Below are 22053 nucleotides of genomic sequence, written 5' to 3'. Positions count from 1 at the left end.
GCCGATTACTTCAGCTCGACCTTGGCGCCAGCCGCTTCGAGCTTCTTCTTCATCTCTTCGGCGTCGGCCTTGGAAGCGCCTTCCTTGACCTTGCCGCCGGCTTCGACCAGATCCTTGGCTTCTTTCAGGCCCAGGCCGGTGATGCCGCGCACTTCCTTGATCACGTTGATCTTGTTCGGGCCGGCTTCGGTCAGAACCACGTCGAATTCGGTCTTTTCTTCGGCGGCTTCAGCCGGGCCAGCAGCCGGGCCGGCCATCATGACGGCGCCACCGGCGGCCGGCTCGATGCCGTATTCGTCTTTCAGGATGGTTTTCAGTTCCTGAGCTTGCAGCAGCGTCAGGCCCACGATTTGTTCGGCGAGTTGTTTCAGATCAGCCATTTTTCCGTTCTCTCAGTTAATGTTCCAACGTCGGGTTTTCAACCACACGCGGGGATCGGGTTGCTTACGCAGCCTCACGTTCCTCAAGGGTCGTCAGGATGCTCGCGATGTTGCTTGCAGGCGCGCCAATGGCACCGGCGATGCTGGAAGCAGGCGCACCGAGGCAGGACACGATCTGAGCGATAAGCTCCTCACGCGACGGCATCGAGGCGACGGCTTTCACACCGGCCGGATCCAGGGCCGAATCACCCATTGCACCGCCCAGGATCACGAAACGATCGTTGTCCTTGGCGTATTTATCGGCGATCCGGGCCGCAGCGGTCGGATCTTCCGAATAGGTGATCACGGTCATGCCCGTCAGGTAGTCGGCGATGCTTGCGCAAGGCTTACCTTCCAGGGCGATCTTGGCGAGCTTGTTCTTGGCCACGCGAACCGAACCGCCGGCTTCGCGCATGCGCGAGCGGAGATCCTGCATATGTGCAACCGTCATCCCCTCGTAGTGGGCAACCACCACGACGCCAGAGCTTTCAAAGATCTGGCCGAGTTCTTCGACCACCTGTTCTTTTTGCGCTCTATCCACGGTTTCACTCCAAGTTGGGGGTTTCCCCCCGGCTCTCACTTTTCCCGCCCCGCATGGGGCAGGTCGGGTCCGCTAGGGCAAGATCACCCGAAGAAGAACCTTCGGAAAAATGCTTCCCCATCTCAGGAAGGACATTAAGCCAGGTCGCCCCGGCACCCTCCGTCTCGGACAGGGCGGGGCGGCTTTCGCCCCGCCATTCCCAGCCCGAAGGCTGGCAATTCTCAGTTGGCCGTCGCCGAGGCCACGTCCACCGACACGCCCGGCCCCATGGTCGAGCTGATCGAGACCTTCTTCATGTAAGTCCCCTTCGCGCCCGAGGGCTTGGCCCGGCTGACCGCGTCCACGAAGGCGCGCAGGTTCTGGGCCAGCTTGTCGGCGTCGAAGGACACCTTGCCGATCCCGGCATGGACGACGCCCGCCTTCTCGGCCTTGAACTGGACCTCGCCGCCCTTGGCGGCTTCCACGGCGGATTTCACGTCGACCGTCACGGTGCCGACCTTGGGGTTCGGCATCAGGTTGCGCGGGCCCAGGATCTTGCCCAGGCGGCCGACCAGCGGCATCATGTCCGGCGTCGCGATGCACCGGTCGAACTCGATCTTGCCGGACTGGATCGTCTCCATCAGGTCTTCGGCGCCGACGATATCCGCCCCGGCGGCCTTGGCTTCTTCAGCCTTGGGGCCGCGGGCGAAGACGGCGACGCGAACGTCCTTGCCGGTGCCTGCGGGCAGCGTCACGACGCCGCGAACCATCTGGTCGGCATGGCGCGGATCGACGCCCAGGTTCAGCGCGATCTCGACGGTTTCGTCGAACTTGGCCGACGCCGCGCCCTTCACCAGGGTGATGGCGTCCTCGACGGTCAGATTGGCCTTGCCTTCGAACTGCGCACGGGCGGCGGCTTTTTTCTTGGAAATCTGTGCCATGGCTTAGCCTTTCACCTCGATACCGATCGACCGGGCGGAACCCAGGATGATCTTCATCGCCTGATCGACATCATTGGCCGACAGATCCTTCATCTTGGCTTCGGCGATCTCGCGCACCTGCTTGACCGTGACCGAACCGGCGACCGCGCGGCCCGGCTTGTCCGACCCCTTGGCGCGGTTGCGCTTGCCCACCGGCTTCAGGCCGGCGGCCTTTTTCAGCAGGAAGGACGCGGGCGCGGTCTTCGTCTCGAAGCTGAACGACTTGTCGGCGTAATAGGTGATCACGACCGGAACCGGGGAGCCCTGCTCCATCTCCTGCGTCTTGGCGTTGAATTCCTTGCAGAAGGCCATGATGTTGATGCCGCGCTGACCCAAAGCCGGGCCGACGGGGGGCGACGGGTTGGCTTGGCCCGCCTTGATTTGCAGCTTGAGGCTGCCGACAACTTTCTTGGCCATCTGGCCTTCTCCTTTATCATCACGCCCGGCTTGCGGGCCGACTTAGCGGTGCGGCGTCACGCCTCCCGCGCACGATCACGAGGCCTTGGAGACCTGCGTGAATTCCAGTTCGACCGGCGTCGGCCGGCCGAAGATCGACACCGTGACCTTGAGGCGGGACGAGATCTCGTCCACTTCCTCGACCATGCCGGAAAAGCCGTCGAACGGCCCGTCGGTCACGTTGACCTTTTCCCCGATCTCGAAGCGGATCAGGTTGCGCGGCGCGGCCTTTTCGCCCTCGCCGCTGCGGTTCAGCATCGCGTTCACCTCGTCGTCGCGCATCGGCATCGGCTTGCCCTGCGCGCCCAGAAAACCCGTGACGCGGTTGATCGAGTTCACCAAGTGATAGCTGCGGTCCGACATGTCCATGTGAACCAGCACATAGCCCGGCATGAAGCGGCGTTCAGAGGTGACCTTCTTGCCGCGCCTGATCTCGATCACTTCCTCGGTCGGGACCAGCACCTCGTCGATCTGGTCTTCCAAACCCTTTTCGGCGACGGCCTGCCGGATCGCCTCGGCGACCTTCTTTTCGAAGTTCGACAGGACGCTGACCGAATACCAACGCTTTGCCATGTTTCGACCAATCCCTGTTCGTCAAAAGGGAATCACCCGGCACGCCGCGCAACCCCTTGAATTTTCGCCTATCCGTCAAAATTGAAATCGGCGCGCAACCGCATTCGATGCACGCCGTTTGCCGGACAGTCGGGGGCAGATACCCCCGCAGGCCAGGAAATGCAAGCCCGATCAGTTGGCGATCAGCCGCAGCCCTTCGGTGATGCCGAAGCGGATCGTCAGGTCCACCAGCGAAAAGAACACGCTGAACAGCGCCGCCAGGATCAGCACCATGATGGTCGTCGTGATCACCTCGCGCCGCGTCGGCCAGCTGATCTTGGCGGCCTCGGCGCGGACCTGGTTGATGAACTGGACGGGATTGGTGGCCACTGACAGGCTCCTTGACAGATGCAGGGGGCATGTAGCGGGATGCGCCCGCCGTTTCAAGCCCGCAAAGGTCGCAGGATCGGCGCCGGCATCTTGCAGCCGCCGCCCCTTCTTCCTAGGGATCGTCGCGCCAGAAGGAAGGGGCCAGTCTTGCGGATCCTTGTTGACCGGACGGGCCATTCCCGTCTTCGCGCGCTTGGGCCGTCCCTGGCCGCCGTGCCCGCCGCCGAGGCGCTGCGGGCGGGGATCGGCGCGCTGATCGGGCTGACGGCGGCGGCGGGGCTGGCGCTGCTGGCCTCGCCCGACCTGTGGCTGGGCGTCTATCTGATCGCGCCCTTCGGGGCGACCGCGGTGCTGATCTTCGCGGCGCCGAACAGCCCGCTGGCCCAGCCCTGGCCCGCGATCCTGGGCAATACCCTGTCGGCCTTCGTCGCCCTGCTGGTCTGCCGCCTGGTCGCCGACCCGATGGCCGCGGTGCCGCTGTCGGTGGGCGCGGCGATCATCGCCATGGCGCTGTGCCGGGCCACCCATCCACCGGGCGGCGCGGTAGCGATGACGGTGGCGATCGGCGCGGGCAAGATCGCCCCGCTGGGCCTGGGCTTCGCGCTGATGCCGGTGGCAGTGGGCACGGTGCTGCTGGTGGTGATCGCCGCGATCTATGCCCATGCGACCGGGCGGCGCTATCCCTTCCGCCAGTTCGGAGAGGTCAATCCCAGCGGCACCACCGACCCCGCCCCGCCCGAGCGCCTGGGCCTGACCGAGGACGAGCTGGCCGCGATCCTGGTCCGCTACAACCAGGCGCTGAACCTGGGGGTCGAGGATCTGGCCCGGCTGATCGCCGCGGCCGAGATGCAGGCCGCCAGCCATCGCACCAGGGCCCAGGTGACAGGCGACATCATGTCCCGCGACCTGGTGACGGTCGCGCCCGACACGCCGCTTCTGGACATCGCGGCGCTGTTTTCGCGCCACGGCTTCACCTCGCTGCCGGTGGTGGAGCCGGACGGGCGCTATCTGGGGGTGATCTTCCAGCTGCACCTGATCGCCCGCGCCCATGCCCGGTTCCGCCCCGACGGACGGCTGTCGCGGACGGGCCACGACCTGCGCGCCGCCGATGTGATGGGCGAGGGCCTGCCCACCGCGACGCCCGACACGCCGATCGCCGCGCTGCTTCCGAAGCTGGCTTCCAGCGACACCGACGCCGTGCCGGTGCTGGAGGGCGACCGGATCGTCGGCATCGTCACGCGCACCGACCTGATCGCGGCCCTGGCGCGCGAGAGCCTGCGTCGGGATGACTGATGTGTGGGAACCTGGCAGGGGTTGGGGGACTCGAACCCACGACCCTCGGTTTTGGAGACCGATGCTCTACCAACTGAGCTAAACCCCTGCGGTGCGCGTGTGATAGGGTCTGCGGCAGGGGCCGTCAAGCCGGGAAACGCCGCGCAAGCCGGCCGTCATGCGTCGGCGTCGACCAGGAACCCGCCCGACTGCCGCGCCCACAGCCGGGCATACAGCCCGCCTTGCGCCAACAGATCCTCATGGCTGCCCTGTTCGATGATCCGACCGCCGTCCATGACGATCAGCCGGTCCATCGCGGCGATGGTGGACAGGCGATGCGCGATGGCGATCACCGTCTTGCCCGCCATCAGCGCGTCCAGCCGCGACTGGATCGCGGCCTCGGCCTCGCTGTCTAGGGCGCTTGTCGCCTCGTCCAGAATCAGGATCGGCGCGTCCTTCAGCGCCACGCGGGCGATGGCGATGCGCTGGCGCTGCCCGCCCGACAGCTTGACGCCGCGTTCGCCGACATGGGCGTCCAGGCCCCGGCGGCCGTGACTGTCCGACAGCAGCGGCACGAAATCCTGCGCCTCGGCCATGCGCAGGGCTTGGGCGATGTCGGCCTCGGTCGCGTCGGGGCGGCCATAGGCGATGTTGTCGCGCACCGACCGATGCAGAAGCGAGCTGTCCTGCGTCACCACCCCGATGGCCGCGCGCAGGCTGTCCTGCGTGACCTGGGACACGTCCTGCCCGTCGATGGTGATACGGCCCCGTTCGATGTCGTGGAATCGCAGCAGCAGGTTGATCAGCGTCGATTTCCCGGCTCCCGACCGGCCGACCAGGCCGACGCGTTCGCCGGGCGCCACATGCAGCGTCAGGTCGTCCAGCACCGCCATCGGCCGCGCGCCTTCCACCCCGCGATAGCGGAAGGTGACGTTGTCGAAGCGCACCGCCCCCGGACCCCGGACCAGCGGCCTGGCATCGGGCGTATCCTTCACCTCTCTCGGCAGCGCCAGGGTGGAGATCCCGTCGCGCACCGTGCCGATATTCTCGAACAGGGCCGCGAATTCCCACATGATCCAATGCGCCATGTTGTTCAGCCGCATCGCCAGCGGCACGGCGACCGCGACCGCGCCGACCTCGATCAGGCCGTGCGTCCACAGCCACAGCCCGACCCCGGCCACGGATCCCACCAGGGCCACGTTGATCGAATTCAGCGCGATGTCCTGGATGCTGGACAGCCGCATCTGCGCATGGACGGTGCGCAGGAACGCATCCATCCCATCGCGCATCCACGCCTCTTCCCGCGAGGAATGAGAGAACAGCTTGACGGTGGCGATGTTGGTATAGCTGTCCACGACCCGGCCCGTCATGCCCGCGCGCGCATCGGCCTGCGCCTCGGCCACGCGGCCCAGGCGCGGCACGATCCGCCACAGCATGATCCCATAGGCCGCCGCCCAGGCCAGGAAGGGCAGCGCCAGACGCCAGTCCTGGCTGGCCGCCAGAAACAGCGCGCCCAGGAAATAGATCACCACATAGCTGCCAACATCCATCGCCTTCATGGCGACCTCGCGCACCGCAAGCGCGGTCTGCATCAGCCGCTGGGCGATCCGGCCCGCGAATTCGTCCTGGAAATAGCCGACCGACTGGCGCATCAGATAGCGGTGCGCGCGCCAGCGGATGCGCTGCGGGAAATTGCCCATCAGCCCCTGATACAGCACCAGCGATCCCAGCAGGTTCAGCGCCGGCAGCACGATCAGCAGGACCGCCGCCATGAAGCCCAGCCGCCCGCCATGCTGCGCCCAGAACTGGTCGCGCGGGGTCTGCGACAACTGGTCGATCAGTTCGCCCAGCCAGCCGAACAACGCGACCTCGACGATGGCGATCAGCGACGAGGTGACGGCAACGATCGCCAGCCATGGCAGCGCGCCCTGGCTGTAATACAGGACGAACCGGATCAGCGACCGGGGCGGCATGTCCGGGGTCTCGGTGGGATAGGGATCTATGCGTCGTTCGAACCACGCAAACATGGCGTCACCGGACTGTCGTAAACGGAATGGGGCAAGGGTGCGTTTGCTGGACCGATCCGCAGCCGCTGTCAAGCGGCGCCCGCTGGAACGATGCGACAGGCCGCACGTTGCACCGGCTGAAACGGCCTGCCACCCGAAAGGACACCCTCATGGCGATCAAGAACCTGAACGACCTTTACCTTCACCAGCTGAAGGATCTGTATTCCGCCTGCAAGCAATCCATGGCGGTCGTCACCGAAATGGGCCGCGTCGCCAAGTCGCGCGAACTGTCCGAGGCGCTGATCGCGGGCAACCAGGGCATCGCGCACGGGATGGAGGTGCTGGCCAGCATCTGCAACCGGCACGATACCGACCCGACCGGCGAGCATTGCCGGGGTATGGAGGGGCTGGTGAACGAGGCTCGCAAGCACGCCATCGAAACCGATTTCGGCGACGAGGATACCCAGGACGCCGCGATCATCACCCAGTATCAGCGGCTGACGCATTACGCCATCGCGGGCTATGGCTGCGTGCGCACCTTCGCCAACCGGCTGGGCCATGACGATGACGGCGCCGAGCTTCAGGAATGCCTTGACAACACGCGGGAAGGCGACGAACACATGACCCGCATCGCCGAGGGCGGGGTCAACCAGGCCGCCGTGGACGGCCAGTAAGGACCGACGCGGCCGCGGCCCCGGCGGCAGGGCTGCGGCGCGGGCGTCACAGATGGCGCGTCTCGACCGCCGAGTTTTCCCAGTCGTCCTGCGCGCCATCGGCGTAAAAGACCGGCGCGGCGACCAGTTCCGCCGGGGCCACGTCATCCAGGGCCGGGACGAAGACCGCCGTGAAGCGCCCGCCCATCTCGGCGATATTCCCCTGGGTCCACAGCCGCGTCCCGCAACGGCGGCAAAAGAGGTGGTGCATGTCGATGCCGTCATCCTCGGCCCTGGGGGTTTCCGCCAGCATGTCGGCCCCGCGCAGGATGCGCAGGCCGTCCGCCTGGGGCAGCCGCATTTCCCAATAGCGCATCTTGCGGCAGAACCGGCAATTGCAGCGCATCGTGCCCTCGGCCAGATCGCCCTCGGCCTCGAAGGCGATAGCGCCGCAGAAGCAGCTTCCGCGATAGGTCTTCACGACGCATCCCCCCGGTGGCGGACGGCCTCGACAGTGTTGCAATAGGTCTCGATCATGGCGGCCTCCTTTTTCCGATGCCCTGTTATGGCATGGGGGTGCTGACAAATGGCGTCAGCACCCCAGGGGGCCCCGGATCAGACGTTGCCCGCCGCCATCTCCTTCGCGATATGGTCGGCCTGCCGGATCGCCAGCGCCACGATGGTCAGCGTCGGGTTTTCCGCCGCGCCGGTGGTGAACTGGCTGCCGTCCGAGACGAACAGGTTCGAGACCTCATGCGCGCGGCCGTCGCGGTTCACGACGCCGTCCTCGGGCCTTTCCGACATGCGGTTGGTGCCCAGGTTGTGCGTCGAGGGATAGGGCGGCGTCGGCAGGATCCGGGTGGCGCCCACCGCCTTGTAGATCGCCTGGCCCTGCCGATAGGCATGGTTGCGCATGGCGATGTCGTTCGGATGATCGCTGAAATTCACGTTCGCGACCTTCAGGCCGAACCTGTCCTCGGTGTCGGACAGGGTGACGCGGTTGTCCGCCTGGGGCATGTCCTCGCCCACGATCCACATCCCCGCCATGTTTTCATAGCTGTCCAGCGCGGTGGTGAATTCCCGCCCCCAGGCGCCGGGATCCAGGAAGGCCGCCATGAAGGGCAGGCCCAGCGACAGGGTTTCCAGTTCATATCCGCCGACGAAGCCGCGCGACGGGTCGTGCCGGGCCTCGTCGCGGATGATCCCGGCCATCGTCGTGCCGCGCCACATCCGCACCGGATGTTCGAAGGTCGCATAGACCGACCCGGTGGTATGGCGCATGTAGTTGCGCCCGACCTGGTCTGATCCGTTGGCCAGCCCGTTCGGGAACATGCTGCTGTGCGAATTCAGCAGCAGGCGCGGCGATTCGAAGCTGTTCCCGGCCACCGCGACGATGCGGGACTTTTGCAACTGAAGGTTGCCGTCCTTGTCGAAATATTCGACCCCCGTCACCTTGCCGCCGTCGTCGTGCAGGATCCGGGCGGCATGGGCGTTGTCGCGGACCTCGAGGTTGCCGGTCGCCTCGCCATTCGGGATGTCGGTATAGGCGGTCGACCATTTCGCGCCCCATTTGCAGCCCTGGAAGCAGAAGCCGGTCTGCTGGCAGGCCATGCGCCCGTCATAATCGGCGCTGTTGATCGCCATGTTGCCGGTATGGACATCCTTGTAGCCGATGGCATGGGCGCCCTTCTCGAACACCTTGTAATTGTTGTTGCCCGGCAGGCGGGCGCGGCCGCCGGTGCCGGTCACGCCCAGCTTGGCCTCGGCCTTGTCATACCAGGGCGCCATCTCGGCCGTGTCCAGCGGCCAGTCCAGCAGGTTCGCGCCCGGAACCTCGCCATAGGTGCTGCGCGCCTTCCATTCGTGGTCCTGGAACCGCAGCGAGGCGCCCGCCCAATGGATGCTGGTGCCCCCCACCGCCTTCACGATCCAGGCGGGCAGGCCGGAAAAGTCCCTGGCCACCCGCCAGTCGCCGCTGGTGGTGCGCGGATCGGTCCAGGCCAACTGGCCGAAGCTTTCCCATTCGTCGTTGACGTAATCCTCGGGCAGGTAACGCCCGCCCGCTTCCAGCGCGACGACCTTGACGCCCTTCTGCGCCAGCTCGTTGGCCAGCACCCCGCCGCCCGAGCCGGTGCCCACGATGACGACCACGCTGTCGTCGGTCAGGTCGAATTTGGCTGCCTTTGCCATGGTCGCTGCCCCCCTCACAACCAGTCGATGTCGTCGAAGCCGCGGTCGATATAGCCGCCCTTCGAGAAGGACTCGCCCTCATAGCCGAAGATCGGCCAGACGTCCTTCTGGTTATAAAGCCCCGTCACCAGCCCGCCGCGCACGGTCTGGAAGAAGGGCGTCTCCTGGATGCCGCGCAGGATCGCCACGCGCTCGTCCTCCCAGCCGGCGGCCAGATAGTTGTCGAAGCCCGCCTGCCTGGCGGCGGCGTCCAGGGCCGCGATGCCCTCGGTTATCAATTGCTTCTGTTCCGCCGTGTCATAGGATTTGACCGCCACCGCATAGAAGCGGTCGCCGACCCGGTCATGGGGATAGATGTCGCGGGCCATCTGCAACAGCGTCGCCATCTCGTGTTCGCCGATGGCCGTGACCTCGACGGCCCAGGCGGCGTCGGGCGCGGCGATGAAGCCCGGTCCGGCGACCGCCAGGGCCCCGGCCGCCACGGCGCGCGACAGCAGCGCACGCCGGGTCAAGCCCTGCTTGTTCAAACGGGTCATGTTTCCTCCTCCCTTGGTCTCGCGCGCCTCGGGGTCTCCCCTCCCCGGCGGCGCGCGCTATGTGTAGCGGCCGCCGCGCTGGATCACCTCGATCTGGTATCCGTCGGGATCGGCGATGAAGAAGAACCGCGCGATCACCTCGCCGGCGGGCGCGAAGTCGACCAGCTTGCGCGGCGCGAAGCCCTCGGATTCCAACCGGGCGTGCAGCGCGTCCAGGTCATCGACGGTGAAGGCGATGTGGCCATAGCCGTCGCCCAGGCTGTAAGGCTCGGTCCGGCCCTTGTTGACGGTCAGCTCCAGCTCGGTCTCGCTTTCGCCATTCGCCAGATAGATCAGGGTGAATTCCGGGAAATCCAGCCGCTCGGCGACCTTCAGCCCGAAGCAGCGGTCATAGAATTCGACCGAACGCGCCTCGTCCAGAACGCGGATCATCGAGTGGACGTATTTCGCCATGCCAAGCCTCCGGAGCCTTTTCTTCTCCTCAGGCTAGGCAATCGCGGAAGGGGTCGGGTAGTATCGGATTACTACAGGCGTTTTTATTCGGCAGCGATGGCCTGGGGCAGGTGCTGGTCCTCGCCCAGGTGGATCGTACAGGCGCAGCGCAGCAGCGAGGTGAAGTTGCGCGCCTCGCCATGCAGTTCCAGAACCTCGGCGTGCAGTTTGGAAATGAAGGCGGGCGTCGTCACCCCCTGCCGGGCGGCGATGTCGTCCAGGATGCGCCAGAAGGCCCGCTCCAGCCGGATCGAGGTCGATTGCCCGTTCAGCCGCAGGCGGCGGGTCACGGTTTCATAGCGGTCGGGGTCTTGGCCCGCGAAGATCTGGCACATCAGCTTGATCCGGCAACTCAGGTGATGCCCATTCTTGCGCCGGATGGTCCCGTGGGTCAACGCGCTTGCTGCGCGCCCGGCGCAAAGGACCAATCGAAAAAAGCCGCCCCCTTTCGGAGACGGCCCTTTGCATTGTCGCCCTGGCGTCGGATCACTTGATGATCTTGGAGACCACGCCTGCACCGACGGTGCGGCCGCCCTCGCGGATCGCGAAGCGCAGCTTTTCCTCCATCGCGATCGGCGCGATCAGCTCGACCTCGAACTTCAGGTTGTCGCCCGGCATCACCATCTCGGTGCCCTCGGGAAGCTTCACCGTCCCCGTCACGTCCGTCGTGCGGAAGTAGAACTGCGGGCGATAGTTCGCGAAGAACGGCGTGTGGCGGCCGCCCTCTTCCTTGGTCAGGATATAGGCCTCGGCCTCGAAGGTCGTGTGCGGGTTCACCGATTTCGGCTTGCACAGAACCTGGCCGCGCTCCACCCCGTCGCGGTCGATGCCGCGCAGCAGGACGCCCACGTTGTCGCCGGCTTCCCCGCGATCCAGCAGCTTGCGGAACATCTCGACGCCGGTGCAGGTGGTCTTCTTGGTGTCGCGGATGCCCACGATCTCAAGCTCGTCGCCCACGTTCACCGCGCCGCGCTCGATCCGGCCGGTGACAACCGTGCCCCGGCCCGAGATCGAGAACACGTCCTCGATCGGCATCAGGAACGGCTGGTCCACCGCGCGCTCGGGCGTCGGGATGTAGTCGTCCACCGCCGCGATCAGCGCCCGGATCGAATCCTCGCCGATCTCCTTGTCGCGGCCTTCCAGCGCCGCCAGCGCCGAGCCCTTGATGATCGGAATGTCGTCGCCCGGATAATCGTAGGAGGACAGCAGCTCGCGCACCTCCATCTCGACCAGTTCCAGCAGCTCCTCGTCGTCCACCTGGTCGACCTTGTTCAGATAGACGACCATATAGGGGATGCCCACCTGGCGGCCCAGCAGGATGTGTTCGCGCGTCTGCGGCATCGGGCCGTCGGCGGCGTTCACCACCAGGATCGCGCCGTCCATCTGCGCCGCGCCGGTGATCATGTTCTTCACATAGTCCGCGTGGCCGGGGCAGTCCACATGGGCATAGTGGCGGTTTTCCGATTCGTATTCCACATGCGCGGTCGAGATCGTGATCCCCCGCGCCCGCTCCTCGGGCGCGCCGTCGATCTGGTCATAGGCGCGGAACTCGCCGAAATACTTCGTGATCGCAGCCGTCAGCGTCGTCTTGCCGTGGTCAACGTGACCGATCGTCCCGATGTTGACATGCGGTTTCGTCCGTTCAAACTTTGCCTTTGCCATGATGGCCTCCTGATCGCGGGGCATGGCGAAGACGGCCCCGAATTAAACGTGCGCCGCGATGTATAAGCCTGCCTGGGAAAAATCAAGGGCGCCCGCGCGCCTGCGGACGGCCCCGCCCGCGCCCGATCCTGGCCCCCGATCCTGCCCCGATCCTGTTGCCCGAGGGAACCATTCCGGGCACAGTTCTGTTCGGGGCGAACCGGGGCGCGCCTTGTCTGTCGCCTCGCCAGAGAGGATGTATTCGATGAGCCTGATGAAAACCCTGGGTCGTGTGGCGGCCGGTGTCATTCTTGCCAAGGGCATTGGCGCGGCCATGCAGCATCGCGGGACGGGCCAGTCTGGCGGGCGGGTCACCCAGAACCGGACCGGCCAGGGGGGTCTGCTGGGCGAGCTGTTCGGCAACAACACCGCGCCCGGCGCGGGCGGCAGTCTGAACGACATGCTGGGCCAGGTTCTGGGCGGCGGCCGGGCGGGCGGCGGATCGCGCTATGGCGGGCCGAATTCGCGCGGCGCCCAGGGCGGGCTGGGCGGGCTGCTGGACAACCTGACCACCAAGGCCCGCGGCGGCGGCGCGGGCAGCGGCGGCCTTGGCGATCTGCTGGGGCAACTGAGCGGCGGTTCCAAGACGCGCAGCGCGGGCGCGGGCGGCGGCGGCCTGGGCGATCTGCTGGGCGGGCTTCTGGGCGGCGCGGCTGCGGGCGGAGTGGCGGGTGGCGCAACCGGGGGCGCGGCTGGGGGCCTGGCGCGCAAGGATTCGCAGCCCACCAACGACGCGAGCTTTGGCGAGCTGTTCAACGACGCCATCGTCAACCAGGGCGAGCCCGAGGTGACCCCGACCCCGGAACAGAACGCCGTGGCAGGGCTGATGCTGCGCGCGATGATCCAGGCTGCGAAATCCGACGGCACCATCGACGACGCGGAAAAGCAGCGTCTTCTGGGCAAGCTGGGCGACGATCTGGACGACGAGGAACGCCAGTTCATCCGCGACCAGATGGCCGCCCCCGTCGATCCCGAAGCCTTGGCGCGCGAGGTGCCGAAGGGTCTGGAATCTCAGGTCTATCTGATGTCGCTGATGGCCATCGACCTGGATCACGAGGACGAGGCCCGCTATCTGGACCGGCTGGCCCGCGCGATGAACCTGGACCGTCCGGCGGTCAACCAGATCCATGACGAGGTCGGCGTGACCCGGCTTTACAACTGATCCCCGTCGATTCCTTGCTGGGCGGCCCCTTCGGGGGCCGCTTTCGCAAATCCGTGATCGCCTTGCAGGCCGGTTGATCCAAACCCTTGGCTCTGCCATGGTTTTCCCGACAGTTCCGTCTTTATAGCCAGTCCTTTTCAGGAGCCAGCCCATGCCCCCCGTCAAAGCGATCGCCCTTGCCGTTGCCCTGTCCGCGCCAGCCCTCGCCGTCGCGCAATCCGCCGAGGAAGCGGCCGAAAGCGCCATCGAGGGGCGGCATGGCTTCATGACGATGCTGGGCATCAACATGGGCCAGCTTGCCGGCATGGCCAAGGGCGAGATCGCCTATGACGAGGCCCTGGCCAGCCGCGCGGCCGCCAATATCATCGCCCTGACCCAGTACGACGCGCCCGCGCTGTTCATCGAGGGAACCTCCTCGGCCGACACGAGCGATTCCGAGGCCCTGCCCGCGATCTGGGAAAATCCCGACGATTTCCGCGCCAAGTTCGCGGCCCTTTCCGAGGCCGCGGCAGGCAGCCCGGATGCCGTCAAGGGCGGCCAGGGCAACCTTGGTCCGGTCCTGCAAAAGCTGGGCGGCAGTTGCAAGGCCTGCCACGACGACTATCGCAAGGCCGACTGATGCCGGGCGACGGGGCGCGGCGCGAACGGCTCTGGGATCCGGCGCTGCGCGCGTTCCACTGGGCTCTGGCCCTGCTGGTCATCTCCAACTGGCTGCTGGGCAAGATCGGCCCCTCGGACATGACGCTGCATTTCTGGCTGGGCTATGGGATCATCGCCCTGCTGGCCTTCCGGCTGGTCTGGGGCTTCGTCGGCCCGCCGCCCGCCCGGTTCACCCGCTTCATCCGGGGGCCGCGCGCCGTGCTGGCCTATGTCCGGGACATGGTCCGGCCCCGGCCCAGCCATTGGCCCGGACACAGCCCGGTGGGCGCCCTGGCGGTGGTGGCCATGCTGGCGGTGCTGATCATGCAGGTCACGACCGGGCTGTTCGCCGATCCCGACGACTATATCAATGTCGGCCCGCTGGCCTCGCAGGTCAGTTCGGCGACCTCTCGGGCGGCGCTGCGATGGCATCACCGGGGCGCCGACCTGATCCTGATCCTGGTCCTGCTGCACTGGGCGGTGATCCTCTTCTATCGCCTGTGGAAGCGCGAGGATCTGGTGCGCCCGATGATCGACGGCTGGAAATGGGTGCGGCGGCGGTAAGCGGAACCCCTGGTGCCACCGCTTGTTGGGCAGGGCACACCGAAAGGAACGCTTATGTCCACCGACCAACCCTTCCGCAGCGGCGCGATCAGCGACCCGCGCCTGCCGAAACCCGATTTCCCGAAACAGCAACAGCCCTTCCCCGGCCTGGCCGGCCGCATGGACCCGCTGCCCGACCATGGCGAGACCAGCTATCGCGGCACCGGGCGGCTCTCGGGCAAGCGCGCGCTGATCACCGGCGGCGATAGCGGCATCGGTGCGGCCGCCGCCATCGCCTATGCCCGTGAGGGGGCCGATGTCGCGATCAACTATCTGCCGCAGGAACAGGAAGATGCCGACAAGGTGATCGCCCTGATCCGGGCCGAGGGCCGCAAGGCGGCCGCCATTCCCGGCGACCTGCGCGACGAGGATTTCTGCACCTCCCTGGTCGCCCAGGCGGTCGAGGCCCTGGACGGGCTGGACATCCTGGTCAACAACGCGGGGCGCCAGCAGTTCTGCGAAAAGCTGGAGGATCTGACGACCGAGGACTTCGACGCGACGATGAAGACCAACGTCTATGCGCCCTTCTGGGTCACGCGCGCCGCGCTGCCGCATCTGAAGCCCGGCGCGTCGATCATCATCACCTCGTCCGTACAGGCTTTCTCGGCCTCTGAACTGCTGTTCGACTATGCGCAATCCAAGGCCGCCAACGTGGCCTTCGCGCAGTCGCTGGCCAAGCAGCTTGCGCCGCGCGGCATCCGCGTGAACGCGGTCTGCCCCGGCCCGTTCTGGACCGCCTTGCAGGTTTCGGGCGGGCAGCCGACGCAGAAGGCGGTGGAACACGGCAAGAAGCAACCGCTGGGGCGCCCCGGCCAGCCGGTCGAACTGGCACCGATCTATGTGCTGCTGGCATCCGACGAGGCGAGTTATATCACCGGCGAATATTTCGGATCGGTCGGCGGCGGGGGGCTGTGAGGAAAGAAAAAGATTCATGCCTCCGGCGGGGATATTTTAACCAAGCTGAAAGAGTTTCGAGTCCATATTGGCTCCACGGTACAGGCGGGGACGCCGATGACCGTCCAAGGTGAAAGCTCCCTGCCGGTCCGCATCATGCCGGCGCGGCAGGGGGCCGCCTCTTTCATCTTGGCCTTAAATATCCTGGGGAGACCGCCGCTCGCGGCGGGCGGGGCGAAGCCCCGGACAACCGCCCCGCAAGACCGGCCCTTCGTCAGGTGAACCTGTTGGTCCTGGGGAAGCCGCGCGGAGCCATGCTGCCTGCGCTGGCGCGCTTGCCCAGCCAGGCGGTCAGGTCGGGCTCGGTCCGGGTGCGGCCGCCGCTTTCCTGCCAGCGAAGCCCCTCGGCCAGGGTCAGGAAGGCCGCGTCGGCCAACGTGTCGTCCGCGACCAGCCCGCCGCCGCTGCGGTATTTCTGCAAGCGCACGCCCTTGCCCCGCGCCATTTCCGGCAGTTCGGACAGCGGGAAGACCAGCATCTTGCGGTTGGTGCCGACCACCGCCAGGTGATCGCCGCCGACCGGGCGGCACAGCAGCGCATCGCCGTTCAGCACCTGCTTGCCGGTCTTGGTCTGCGCCAGGATGTCGCCCGCCGCGACGATGAAGCCGTCGCCCGCCTTCGAGGCCACCAGGTATTTTTCGCCCTCGCGCCAGGGGAACAGGGCGATCACCTCGGCCTCGTTCGGCAGGTCGATCATCAGGCGCAGCGGCTCGCCCATGCCGCGCCCGCCGGGCAGGCTGTTGGCGGGCAGGGTATAGAAGCGGCCGTTGCCGGCGAAGATCATCAGCTTGTCGGTCGTCTCGGCATGGATCGCCAGGCCGGGGCCGTCGCCGTCCTTGAACTTGACCTCGGCATCCAGCGGCTGATGGCCCTTCATGGCCCGGATCCAGCCCATCTTCGACAGGATCACGGTCAGCGGCTCCCGCTCGATCATCGCGTCCATGTCGAGGGGGGCGATGTCCTGCGCCTCGGCGATCAGGGTGCGCCGCTGGCCTTCGGGCCGGGACTTGCCGAACAGGTTGCGGACCTCTTTCAACTGGTCACTGATGCGCGCCCATTGCGCGCGGTCGTCGGCCAGCATCGCCTGCAAACCCTGCCGTTCCTCCAGCAGGGCGTCGCGTTCGGCGCGAAGCTCGATCTCTTCCAGCTTGCGCAGGGCGCGCAGGCGCATGTTCAGGATCGCCTCGACCTGCACCTCGGTCAGGGCGAATTCGGCCATCATCACGGCCTTCGGGTCGTCCTCGTGGCGGATGATCTCGATCACCCGGTCCAGGTTCAGATAGGCGATCAGATAGCCTTCCAGCACCTCCAGCCGGGCGGCGATCTTGTCCAGGCGGAAGGTGGCGCGGCGCACCAGCACCTCGCGGCGATGGTCCAGGAAGGCGCGCAGAACCTCTTTCAGGCTGCATACCTTGGGCACGCGGCCGTCGATCAGCACGTTCATGTTCATGCTGAAGCGAAGCTCCAGGTCGCTGACGCGGAACAGCGCGGCCATCAGCTGTTCGGGATCGACCGTACGCGCCCTGGGTTCCAGGACGATGCGGATGTCTTCGGCGGATTCGTCGCGGACATCGGCCAGGATCGGGATTTTGCGGGTCTGGATCAGCTCGGCCAGACGCTCGATCAGGCGGGACTTCTGGACCTGATAGGGAATCTCGGTCACGACGATCTGCCACAGGCCCCGGCCCAGATCCTCGACCGCCCACCGCGCGCGGACCCGGAACGCGCCGCGCCCGGTGCGATAGATTTCGGCGATGGTCTCGCGGTTTTCCACGATCACGCCGCCGGTCGGGAAATCCGGCCCTTGCAGGATGCCCGCCAGCGTGTCGTCGCGCGCATCCGGCGTCTTGATCAGATGCAGGCAGGCGTCGATCACCTCGTGCAGGTTATGGGGCGGAATGTTCGTGGCCATGCCCACGGCAATCCCCGAGGCCCCGTTCGCCAGCAGGTTCGGGAAGGCGGCAGGCAGGACCACGGGTTCCTGCAAGGTGCCGTCATAGTTCGGGCGGAAATCCACCGCGTCCTCGGCCAGGCCGTCCATCAGGCTTTCGGATGTCGCGGCCAGCCGCGCCTCGGTGTATCGGGCCGCGGCCGGGTTGTCGCCGTCGATATTGCCGAAGTTGCCCTGTCCGTCGACCAGCGGATAGCGCATGGCGAAATCCTGGGCCAACCGCGCCATCGCGTCATAGATCGCCGCGTCGCCATGCGGGTGATAGTTGCCCATCACGTCGCCGGTGATCTTGGCCGACTTGCGGAACGCACCCGTAGGCGCCAGCCGCAGCTCTCGCATGGCATAGAGAATGCGGCGATGCACCGGCTTCAGCCCGTCGCGGGCATCGGGCAGCGCCCGGTGCATGATCGTCGACAGCGCATAGGTCAGATAGCGTTCGCCGATGGCGCGGCTCAGCGGTTCGGTCTGGGTGTTGTCTTCGGGATCGATGGGCAGGCTGGACATGGCGCATCAGATAGGGCGCGGCGCGCGCGCGGTCCAGCGGGAATCCGTTGGAACAGCCGCGCGACGGTTGGCGTTGCGAACCGTCATAGGTTAACAAGGTTCGCAAGAAACCGTCGGGGGCGAGGCATGATCAGACTGGGCGCGCTGCTGCTGGCGACCTTGGCGGGCCTGTTCCTGATCCTGTCGGTCTGGGGCGAGGGCAACCCCCGCGCCGACCGCCGCCCTGCCCCCGTGCCCCGCCCCGCGGCCCAGGATGCAGGCGCCGAACGCCCTGCCGCGCCCGATCCCCAGCCCATTCCCGCCGCCGTGGTGCGGGCCGAATCGCAGACGCCCGAACGCATCCAGCGTTTTCCCGGACCGGCGCTGCGGCCGTCGCCCGAACATGCCGGGGAAACCCCGGACCCCGCGCCGGCGGCTGCGGAGGGGCCGGTTCTTTATGTCACCGCCGACCGGGTGAATGTCCGCGCCGGGCCGTCGACCGGCGACCGGGTCGTCGCCGCGCTTGGACGCGGCGCGGCGGTGCGGGCGCTTGGCCCACGGGATGCCGAATGGATCAATATCCGCGACGCCGATGGCCGCGTCGGCTATGTCGCGGGCCGCTTCCTGTCCGCAGCCGCGCCGTGAATCCTGCTGTGACCGGACGCGTGCTGATCACCGGCTGTTCGTCGGGCATCGGGCTGGACGCCGCGCGGCGGATGCAGTCGCTGGGCTGGCAGGTCGTCGCCACCTGCCGCAAGGACGAGGACATCGCCGCCCGCCGGGCCGAGGGGATGGAATGTCACCACCTGGACCTGTCCGACGACGGCAGCGTGGCGCGGCTGGCCGACCGGGTTCTGTCGGGCGGCCCGCTGGACGGGCTTGTCAACAACGCCGCCTTCGCCCTGCCCGGCGCGGTCGAGGACATGCCGCGCGGCGCCCTGCGCGCGATCTTCGAGACGAACCTGTTCGGCACCCACGACCTGACCGTCCGCCTGATCCCGCATTTCCGCAAGGGGGGCGGGCGGATCGTCAATATCAGCTCGGTCCTGGGGCTGATCGGGATCCGCTGGCGCGGCCCCTATGTGGCGACGAAATTTGCGCTGGAAGGGCTGACCGACGTGCTGCGGCTGGAAATGGCGGGCACGCCCGTCAGGGTGATCCTGATCGAGCCCGGCCCCATCGCCAGCCGCATCCGCGTGAATGCCATTCCGCATTTCGAGGCTTGGGTGAACTGGCAGGACAGCGCGCGGGCCGACGAATACCGCGCCAGCCTGTTGAAGCGGCTCTACGAACCCTCGGGCAAGGATCGCTTCGAACTGCCGCCCTCGGCCGTCAGCGACCGGATCGTCCACGCGCTGACGGCGGCCCGGCCGCGCCCGCGCTATTACGTCACGACGCCCACCTGGCTGTCCGGCACCGCGCGCAGGCTTTTGCCCACGCGCGCACTGGACTGGTTCGCGCGGCAGGGCTAGGGTCCAGGCCAACGAAAGGCGCGCGCGATGGCTCATGACCCGCTGTTCTATGTGATCGCCTTGGCGATGCTGGCCGTGCTGGCGATCCTGGCCACTGGCATCGGCGGCTTCGCCAAGGGCGGCGATTTCAACCGCAAGCACGGCAACCGGATGATGCGATGGCGGATCATCGCGCAGGCCATGGCGGTCGCGCTGATCATGCTGTTCGTCTGGCTTGGGGGGAAATGATGGTCGTCCTGAACAGGATCTATACCCGCACCGGCGACAAGGGCGACACCGCCCTGTCCGACGGCAGCCGCGTCGCCAAGCACGATCCCAGGGTCGAGGCCTATGGCACCGTCGACGAATTGAACGCGACGCTGGGTCTCTGCCGCCTGCACGCGGCGGGCGAACTGGCGGCGTGGCTGGGGGTGATCCAGAACGACCTGTTCGACCTGGGCGCGGATCTGGCGCGGCCGAACATGGCCGCCGACGACCAGGCGGGCTATCCGGTGCTGCGCATCATCGACGCCCAGGTGACGCGGCTGGAAACCCAGATCGACGCGATGAACGCCCATCTGGACCCGCTGCGCAGCTTCATCCTGCCGGGCGGTTCGGTGCTGTCGGCGCATCTGCACCTGTCGCGCACCGTGGCCCGCCGGGCCGAGCGGTGCGCGACGGATCTGGCGACCGGGGGCGACGTGAACGGGGCGGCGATCCGTTACCTGAACCGCCTGTCCGACTGGCTGTTCGTCGCGGCCCGCACGGCCAACAATGGCGGGACCGACGACATCCTGTGGGTTCCGGGGGCCAGCCGCTAGACGCCAACCCGATCGCGCGCCGATGCTGGCGCAAACGCAGCGTCGGGGGACGCTTTTATATTGTAAAGCCCGCCGATCCGTCGGTAACACTGCCCCCGACAATCAGAGACAAGGGAGCATAGCCCATGAAGATCCTGGTGCCCGTGAAGCGGGTGATTGACTACAACGTGAAGGCCCGTGTTCGGGCGGACGGGTCGGGCGTCGATCTTGCGAATGTGAAGATGTCGATGAACCCCTTCGACGAGATCGCGGTGGAGGAGGCGATCCGGCTGAAGGAGAAGGGGGTGGCCGAGGAGGTCATCGCCGTCAGCATCGGCGTGAAGCAGGCGGCGGAAACCCTGCGCACGGCGCTGGCGATGGGCGCGGACCGGGCGATCCTGGTGGTCGCGGCCGATGACGTGCATCAGGACATCGAGCCGCTGGCGGTGGCGAAGATCCTGAAAGCCGTGGTCGATCAGGAACAGCCGAAACTGGTGATCGCGGGCAAGCAGGCGATCGACAACGACATGAACGCCACCGGGCAGATGCTGGCGGCGCTCTTGGGCTGGGGCCAGGCGACATTCGCCAGCAAGCTCGAGATCGACGGCGACGCGGCCCGCGTCACCCGCGAAGTGGATGGCGGGTTGCAGACGATCAGCGTGGCCCTGCCCGCCATCGTCACCGCCGACCTGCGGCTGAACGAGCCGCGCTATGCCAGCCTGCCCAATATCATGAAGGCCAAGAAGAAGCCCTTGGAGGAGAAGACCGCCGGTGATTACGGCGTCGACGTGACGCCGCGGCTGGAGGTGGTTTCCACGCGCGAGCCCGAGGGGCGGCAGGCGGGGATCAAGGTCGGCTCGGTGGACGAGCTGGTCGGCAAACTGAAAGAAGCGGGGGTGATCTGATGGCGGTTCTTCTTCTGGGTGAGGTGACGAACGGGGTTCTGAACCGCGACGCCACCGCCAAGGCGGTCAGCGCCGTGCAGGCGCTTGGCGATGTGACGGTGCTCTGCGCCGGGGCGAGCGCCCGCGACGCGGCGGCCGAGGCCGCCACCATCGCCGGCGTGGCGCGCGTGCTGGTGGCCGAGGACGCCCGCTACGGCCACCGGCTGGCGGAACCCACCGCCGCGCTGATCGCGGGCTTGGCCACCGACTACGAGCATATCGCCGCCCCCGCCACCACGGATGCCAAGAACGTCATGCCGCGCGTCGCGGCGCTGCTGGACGCGATGGTGATCCCCGAGGTCTCGAAGGTGATCGACACCCAGACCTTCGAACGCCCGGTCTATGCCGGCAACGCCATCCAGACGGTGCGCTCGCGCGATGCGAAGAAGGTGCTGACGATCCGCACCGCCAGCTTCGATGCGGCGGGCGAGGGCGGGGCCGCGCCGGTCGGCGACGCGACGCTGGCCGAGGATCCGGGCCTGTCGCAATGGCTCGGCGACGAGGTGGCGGCCTCGGACCGCCCCGAACTCACCTCGGCGGGACGCGTCGTGTCTGGCGGCCGCGGCGTGGGCTCCAAGGAGCAGTTCGCGATCATCGAGGCCCTGGCCGACAAGCTGGGCGCGGCGGTCGGCGCCTCGCGCGCGGCGGTCGATTCGGGCTATGCCCCGAACGACTGGCAGGTCGGCCAGACCGGCAAGGTGGTCGCGCCCGAACTCTATGTCGCGGTGGGCATCTCGGGCGCGATCCAGCACCTTGCGGGGATGAAGGACAGCAAGGTGATCGTCGCCATCAACAAGGATGAGGAAGCCCCGATCTTCCAGATCGCAGACTATGGCCTGGTCGGCGATCTGTTCCAGGTCGTGCCGGAACTCACCGGGAAGCTGTAAGGCTTCTTCTTC

General features: G+C 67.0%; 26 protein-coding genes and 1 tRNA gene. 12 read left to right on the top strand and 15 right to left on the bottom strand.

The features are described 5' to 3' along the window. Nucleotides 1-5 precede the first annotated feature (5 nt). The 6 genes from rplL to secE form a co-directional block, all read right to left on the bottom strand. The gene (gene rplL, locus PXD02_RS03670; RefSeq protein WP_275105600.1) at nucleotides 6-380 is read right to left on the bottom strand and encodes a 50S ribosomal protein L7/L12; all 375 of its coding nucleotides are present in this window, start codon (nucleotides 378-380) and stop codon (nucleotides 6-8) included. A 64-nt stretch (nucleotides 381-444) separates the two neighbouring features. Continuing rightward, nucleotides 445-960 carry a 50S ribosomal protein L10 gene (gene rplJ, locus PXD02_RS03665; protein WP_275105599.1) on the bottom strand — a complete coding sequence of 172 codons (516 nt, stop codon included), beginning with the start codon at nucleotides 958-960 and terminating at the stop codon, nucleotides 445-447. Nucleotides 961-1181: 221 nt separating this feature from the next. Further along, nucleotides 1182-1880: a 50S ribosomal protein L1 gene (rplA, locus tag PXD02_RS03660; RefSeq protein WP_275105598.1), complete on the bottom strand. Its 699-nt coding sequence runs from the start codon at nucleotides 1878-1880 to the stop codon at nucleotides 1182-1184. A 3-nt stretch (nucleotides 1881-1883) separates the two neighbouring features. After that, nucleotides 1884-2336, bottom strand: a complete 453-nt coding sequence (gene rplK / locus PXD02_RS03655) for a 50S ribosomal protein L11 (RefSeq protein ID WP_275105597.1) — start codon at nucleotides 2334-2336, stop codon at nucleotides 1884-1886. Nucleotides 2337-2411: 75 nt separating this feature from the next. Further along, nucleotides 2412-2948 carry a transcription termination/antitermination protein NusG gene (nusG, locus tag PXD02_RS03650; RefSeq protein WP_275105596.1) on the bottom strand — a complete coding sequence of 179 codons (537 nt, stop codon included), beginning with the start codon at nucleotides 2946-2948 and terminating at the stop codon, nucleotides 2412-2414. 171 nt (nucleotides 2949-3119) lie between these two features. Continuing rightward, nucleotides 3120-3317, bottom strand: coding sequence for a preprotein translocase subunit SecE (gene secE / locus PXD02_RS03645; RefSeq protein WP_473092050.1), 198 nt, complete (start codon nucleotides 3315-3317; stop codon nucleotides 3120-3122). A 147-nt stretch (nucleotides 3318-3464) separates the two neighbouring features. On the opposite strand from secE, the gene PXD02_RS03640 reads away from it, so the two are divergent. Further along, complete coding sequence (locus PXD02_RS03640) at nucleotides 3465-4610, top strand: HPP family protein (protein WP_275105595.1); 1146 nt, start codon at nucleotides 3465-3467, stop codon at nucleotides 4608-4610. A gap of 12 nt (nucleotides 4611-4622) precedes the next feature. Here the strand turns inward: PXD02_RS03640 and PXD02_RS03635 are convergent. Together PXD02_RS03635 and PXD02_RS03630 are read right to left on the bottom strand one after the other, a co-directional pair. Further along, nucleotides 4623-4698: transfer RNA gene (locus PXD02_RS03635), tRNA-Trp, on the bottom strand. 67 nt (nucleotides 4699-4765) lie between these two features. After that, nucleotides 4766-6616 (bottom strand): ABC transporter ATP-binding protein, encoded by a 1851-nt coding sequence (locus PXD02_RS03630; protein WP_275105594.1) that lies wholly within the window; start codon nucleotides 6614-6616, stop codon nucleotides 4766-4768. A 149-nt stretch (nucleotides 6617-6765) separates the two neighbouring features. On the opposite strand from PXD02_RS03630, the gene PXD02_RS03625 reads away from it, so the two are divergent. Then, nucleotides 6766-7269, top strand: a complete 504-nt coding sequence (locus PXD02_RS03625) for a DUF892 family protein (protein WP_275105593.1) — start codon at nucleotides 6766-6768, stop codon at nucleotides 7267-7269. A 46-nt stretch (nucleotides 7270-7315) separates the two neighbouring features. Here PXD02_RS03625 and PXD02_RS03620 read toward each other — a convergent pair whose 3' ends face one another. The 6 genes from PXD02_RS03620 to tuf form a co-directional block, all read right to left on the bottom strand. Beyond that, a complete protein-coding gene (locus PXD02_RS03620; protein WP_275105592.1) occupies nucleotides 7316-7729 on the bottom strand; it encodes a GFA family protein in 414 nt (137 codons plus the stop codon). Nucleotides 7730-7863: 134 nt separating this feature from the next. Next, nucleotides 7864-9438, bottom strand: coding sequence for a GMC family oxidoreductase (locus tag PXD02_RS03615; protein ID WP_275105591.1), 1575 nt, complete (start codon nucleotides 9436-9438; stop codon nucleotides 7864-7866). A gap of 14 nt (nucleotides 9439-9452) precedes the next feature. Next, the gene (locus PXD02_RS03610) at nucleotides 9453-9974 is read right to left on the bottom strand and encodes a Twin-arginine translocation pathway signal (protein ID WP_275105590.1); all 522 of its coding nucleotides are present in this window, start codon (nucleotides 9972-9974) and stop codon (nucleotides 9453-9455) included. A 57-nt stretch (nucleotides 9975-10031) separates the two neighbouring features. Next, nucleotides 10032-10427 carry a VOC family protein gene (locus tag PXD02_RS03605; RefSeq protein ID WP_275105589.1) on the bottom strand — a complete coding sequence of 132 codons (396 nt, stop codon included), beginning with the start codon at nucleotides 10425-10427 and terminating at the stop codon, nucleotides 10032-10034. An 83-nt stretch (nucleotides 10428-10510) separates the two neighbouring features. Next, nucleotides 10511-10801 (bottom strand): ribbon-helix-helix domain-containing protein, encoded by a 291-nt coding sequence (locus tag PXD02_RS03600; protein ID WP_126155973.1) that lies wholly within the window; start codon nucleotides 10799-10801, stop codon nucleotides 10511-10513. 151 nt (nucleotides 10802-10952) lie between these two features. Beyond that, complete coding sequence (gene tuf / locus PXD02_RS03595) at nucleotides 10953-12128, bottom strand: elongation factor Tu (RefSeq protein WP_275105588.1); 1176 nt, start codon at nucleotides 12126-12128, stop codon at nucleotides 10953-10955. Nucleotides 12129-12372: 244 nt separating this feature from the next. Here tuf and PXD02_RS03590 point away from each other — a divergent pair, with 244 nt between their 5' ends. The 4 genes from PXD02_RS03590 to PXD02_RS03575 all read left to right on the top strand — a co-directional run bounded on the left by PXD02_RS03590 (nucleotide 12373) and on the right by PXD02_RS03575 (nucleotide 15486). After that, nucleotides 12373-13329, top strand: coding sequence for a tellurite resistance TerB family protein (locus tag PXD02_RS03590; RefSeq protein WP_275105587.1), 957 nt, complete (start codon nucleotides 12373-12375; stop codon nucleotides 13327-13329). 151 nt (nucleotides 13330-13480) lie between these two features. Beyond that, nucleotides 13481-13948, top strand: a complete 468-nt coding sequence (locus PXD02_RS03585; protein WP_275105586.1) for a c-type cytochrome — start codon at nucleotides 13481-13483, stop codon at nucleotides 13946-13948. After that, a complete protein-coding gene (locus PXD02_RS03580; protein ID WP_275105585.1) occupies nucleotides 13948-14532 on the top strand; it encodes a cytochrome b/b6 domain-containing protein in 585 nt (194 codons plus the stop codon). Before PXD02_RS03585 ends, PXD02_RS03580 begins: the two co-directional genes overlap by 1 nt. Nucleotides 14533-14586: 54 nt before the next feature. After that, on the top strand, nucleotides 14587-15486 hold the full coding sequence (locus PXD02_RS03575) for an SDR family oxidoreductase (protein WP_275105584.1): 900 nt from the start codon (nucleotides 14587-14589) through the stop codon (nucleotides 15484-15486). A 253-nt stretch (nucleotides 15487-15739) separates the two neighbouring features. On the opposite strand, the gene parC is transcribed toward PXD02_RS03575, so the two are convergent. Further along, the gene (parC, locus tag PXD02_RS03570; RefSeq protein WP_275105583.1) at nucleotides 15740-17980 is read right to left on the bottom strand and encodes a DNA topoisomerase IV subunit A; all 2241 of its coding nucleotides are present in this window, start codon (nucleotides 17978-17980) and stop codon (nucleotides 15740-15742) included. 126 nt (nucleotides 17981-18106) lie between these two features. Between parC and PXD02_RS03565 the strand changes: the two genes are divergently transcribed. The 6 genes from PXD02_RS03565 to PXD02_RS03540 all read left to right on the top strand — a co-directional run bounded on the left by PXD02_RS03565 (nucleotide 18107) and on the right by PXD02_RS03540 (nucleotide 22041). Then, nucleotides 18107-18604, top strand: coding sequence for an SH3 domain-containing protein (locus tag PXD02_RS03565; protein ID WP_275105582.1), 498 nt, complete (start codon nucleotides 18107-18109; stop codon nucleotides 18602-18604). 8 nt (nucleotides 18605-18612) lie between these two features. Continuing rightward, nucleotides 18613-19431 carry an SDR family NAD(P)-dependent oxidoreductase gene (locus tag PXD02_RS03560; protein WP_275105581.1) on the top strand — a complete coding sequence of 273 codons (819 nt, stop codon included), beginning with the start codon at nucleotides 18613-18615 and terminating at the stop codon, nucleotides 19429-19431. Between the two features lie 27 nt (nucleotides 19432-19458). Continuing rightward, nucleotides 19459-19659, top strand: a complete 201-nt coding sequence (locus tag PXD02_RS03555; protein ID WP_275105580.1) for a twin transmembrane helix small protein — start codon at nucleotides 19459-19461, stop codon at nucleotides 19657-19659. After that, a complete protein-coding gene (locus PXD02_RS03550; RefSeq protein WP_275105579.1) occupies nucleotides 19659-20231 on the top strand; it encodes a cob(I)yrinic acid a,c-diamide adenosyltransferase in 573 nt (190 codons plus the stop codon). Before PXD02_RS03555 ends, PXD02_RS03550 begins: the two co-directional genes overlap by 1 nt. A gap of 125 nt (nucleotides 20232-20356) precedes the next feature. Continuing rightward, nucleotides 20357-21115, top strand: a complete 759-nt coding sequence (locus PXD02_RS03545) for an electron transfer flavoprotein subunit beta/FixA family protein (RefSeq protein WP_275105578.1) — start codon at nucleotides 20357-20359, stop codon at nucleotides 21113-21115. Further along, nucleotides 21115-22041 (top strand): electron transfer flavoprotein subunit alpha/FixB family protein, encoded by a 927-nt coding sequence (locus PXD02_RS03540; RefSeq protein WP_275105577.1) that lies wholly within the window; start codon nucleotides 21115-21117, stop codon nucleotides 22039-22041. The genes PXD02_RS03545 and PXD02_RS03540 overlap by 1 nt, the downstream gene beginning before the upstream one ends. Nucleotides 22042-22053: the final 12 nt, after the last annotated feature.

Source organism: Paracoccus sp. S3-43 (assembly GCF_029027965.1).
GTDB lineage: Bacteria > Pseudomonadota > Alphaproteobacteria > Rhodobacterales > Rhodobacteraceae > Paracoccus.
This window is presented reverse-complemented; position numbering and strand designations above follow the sequence as displayed.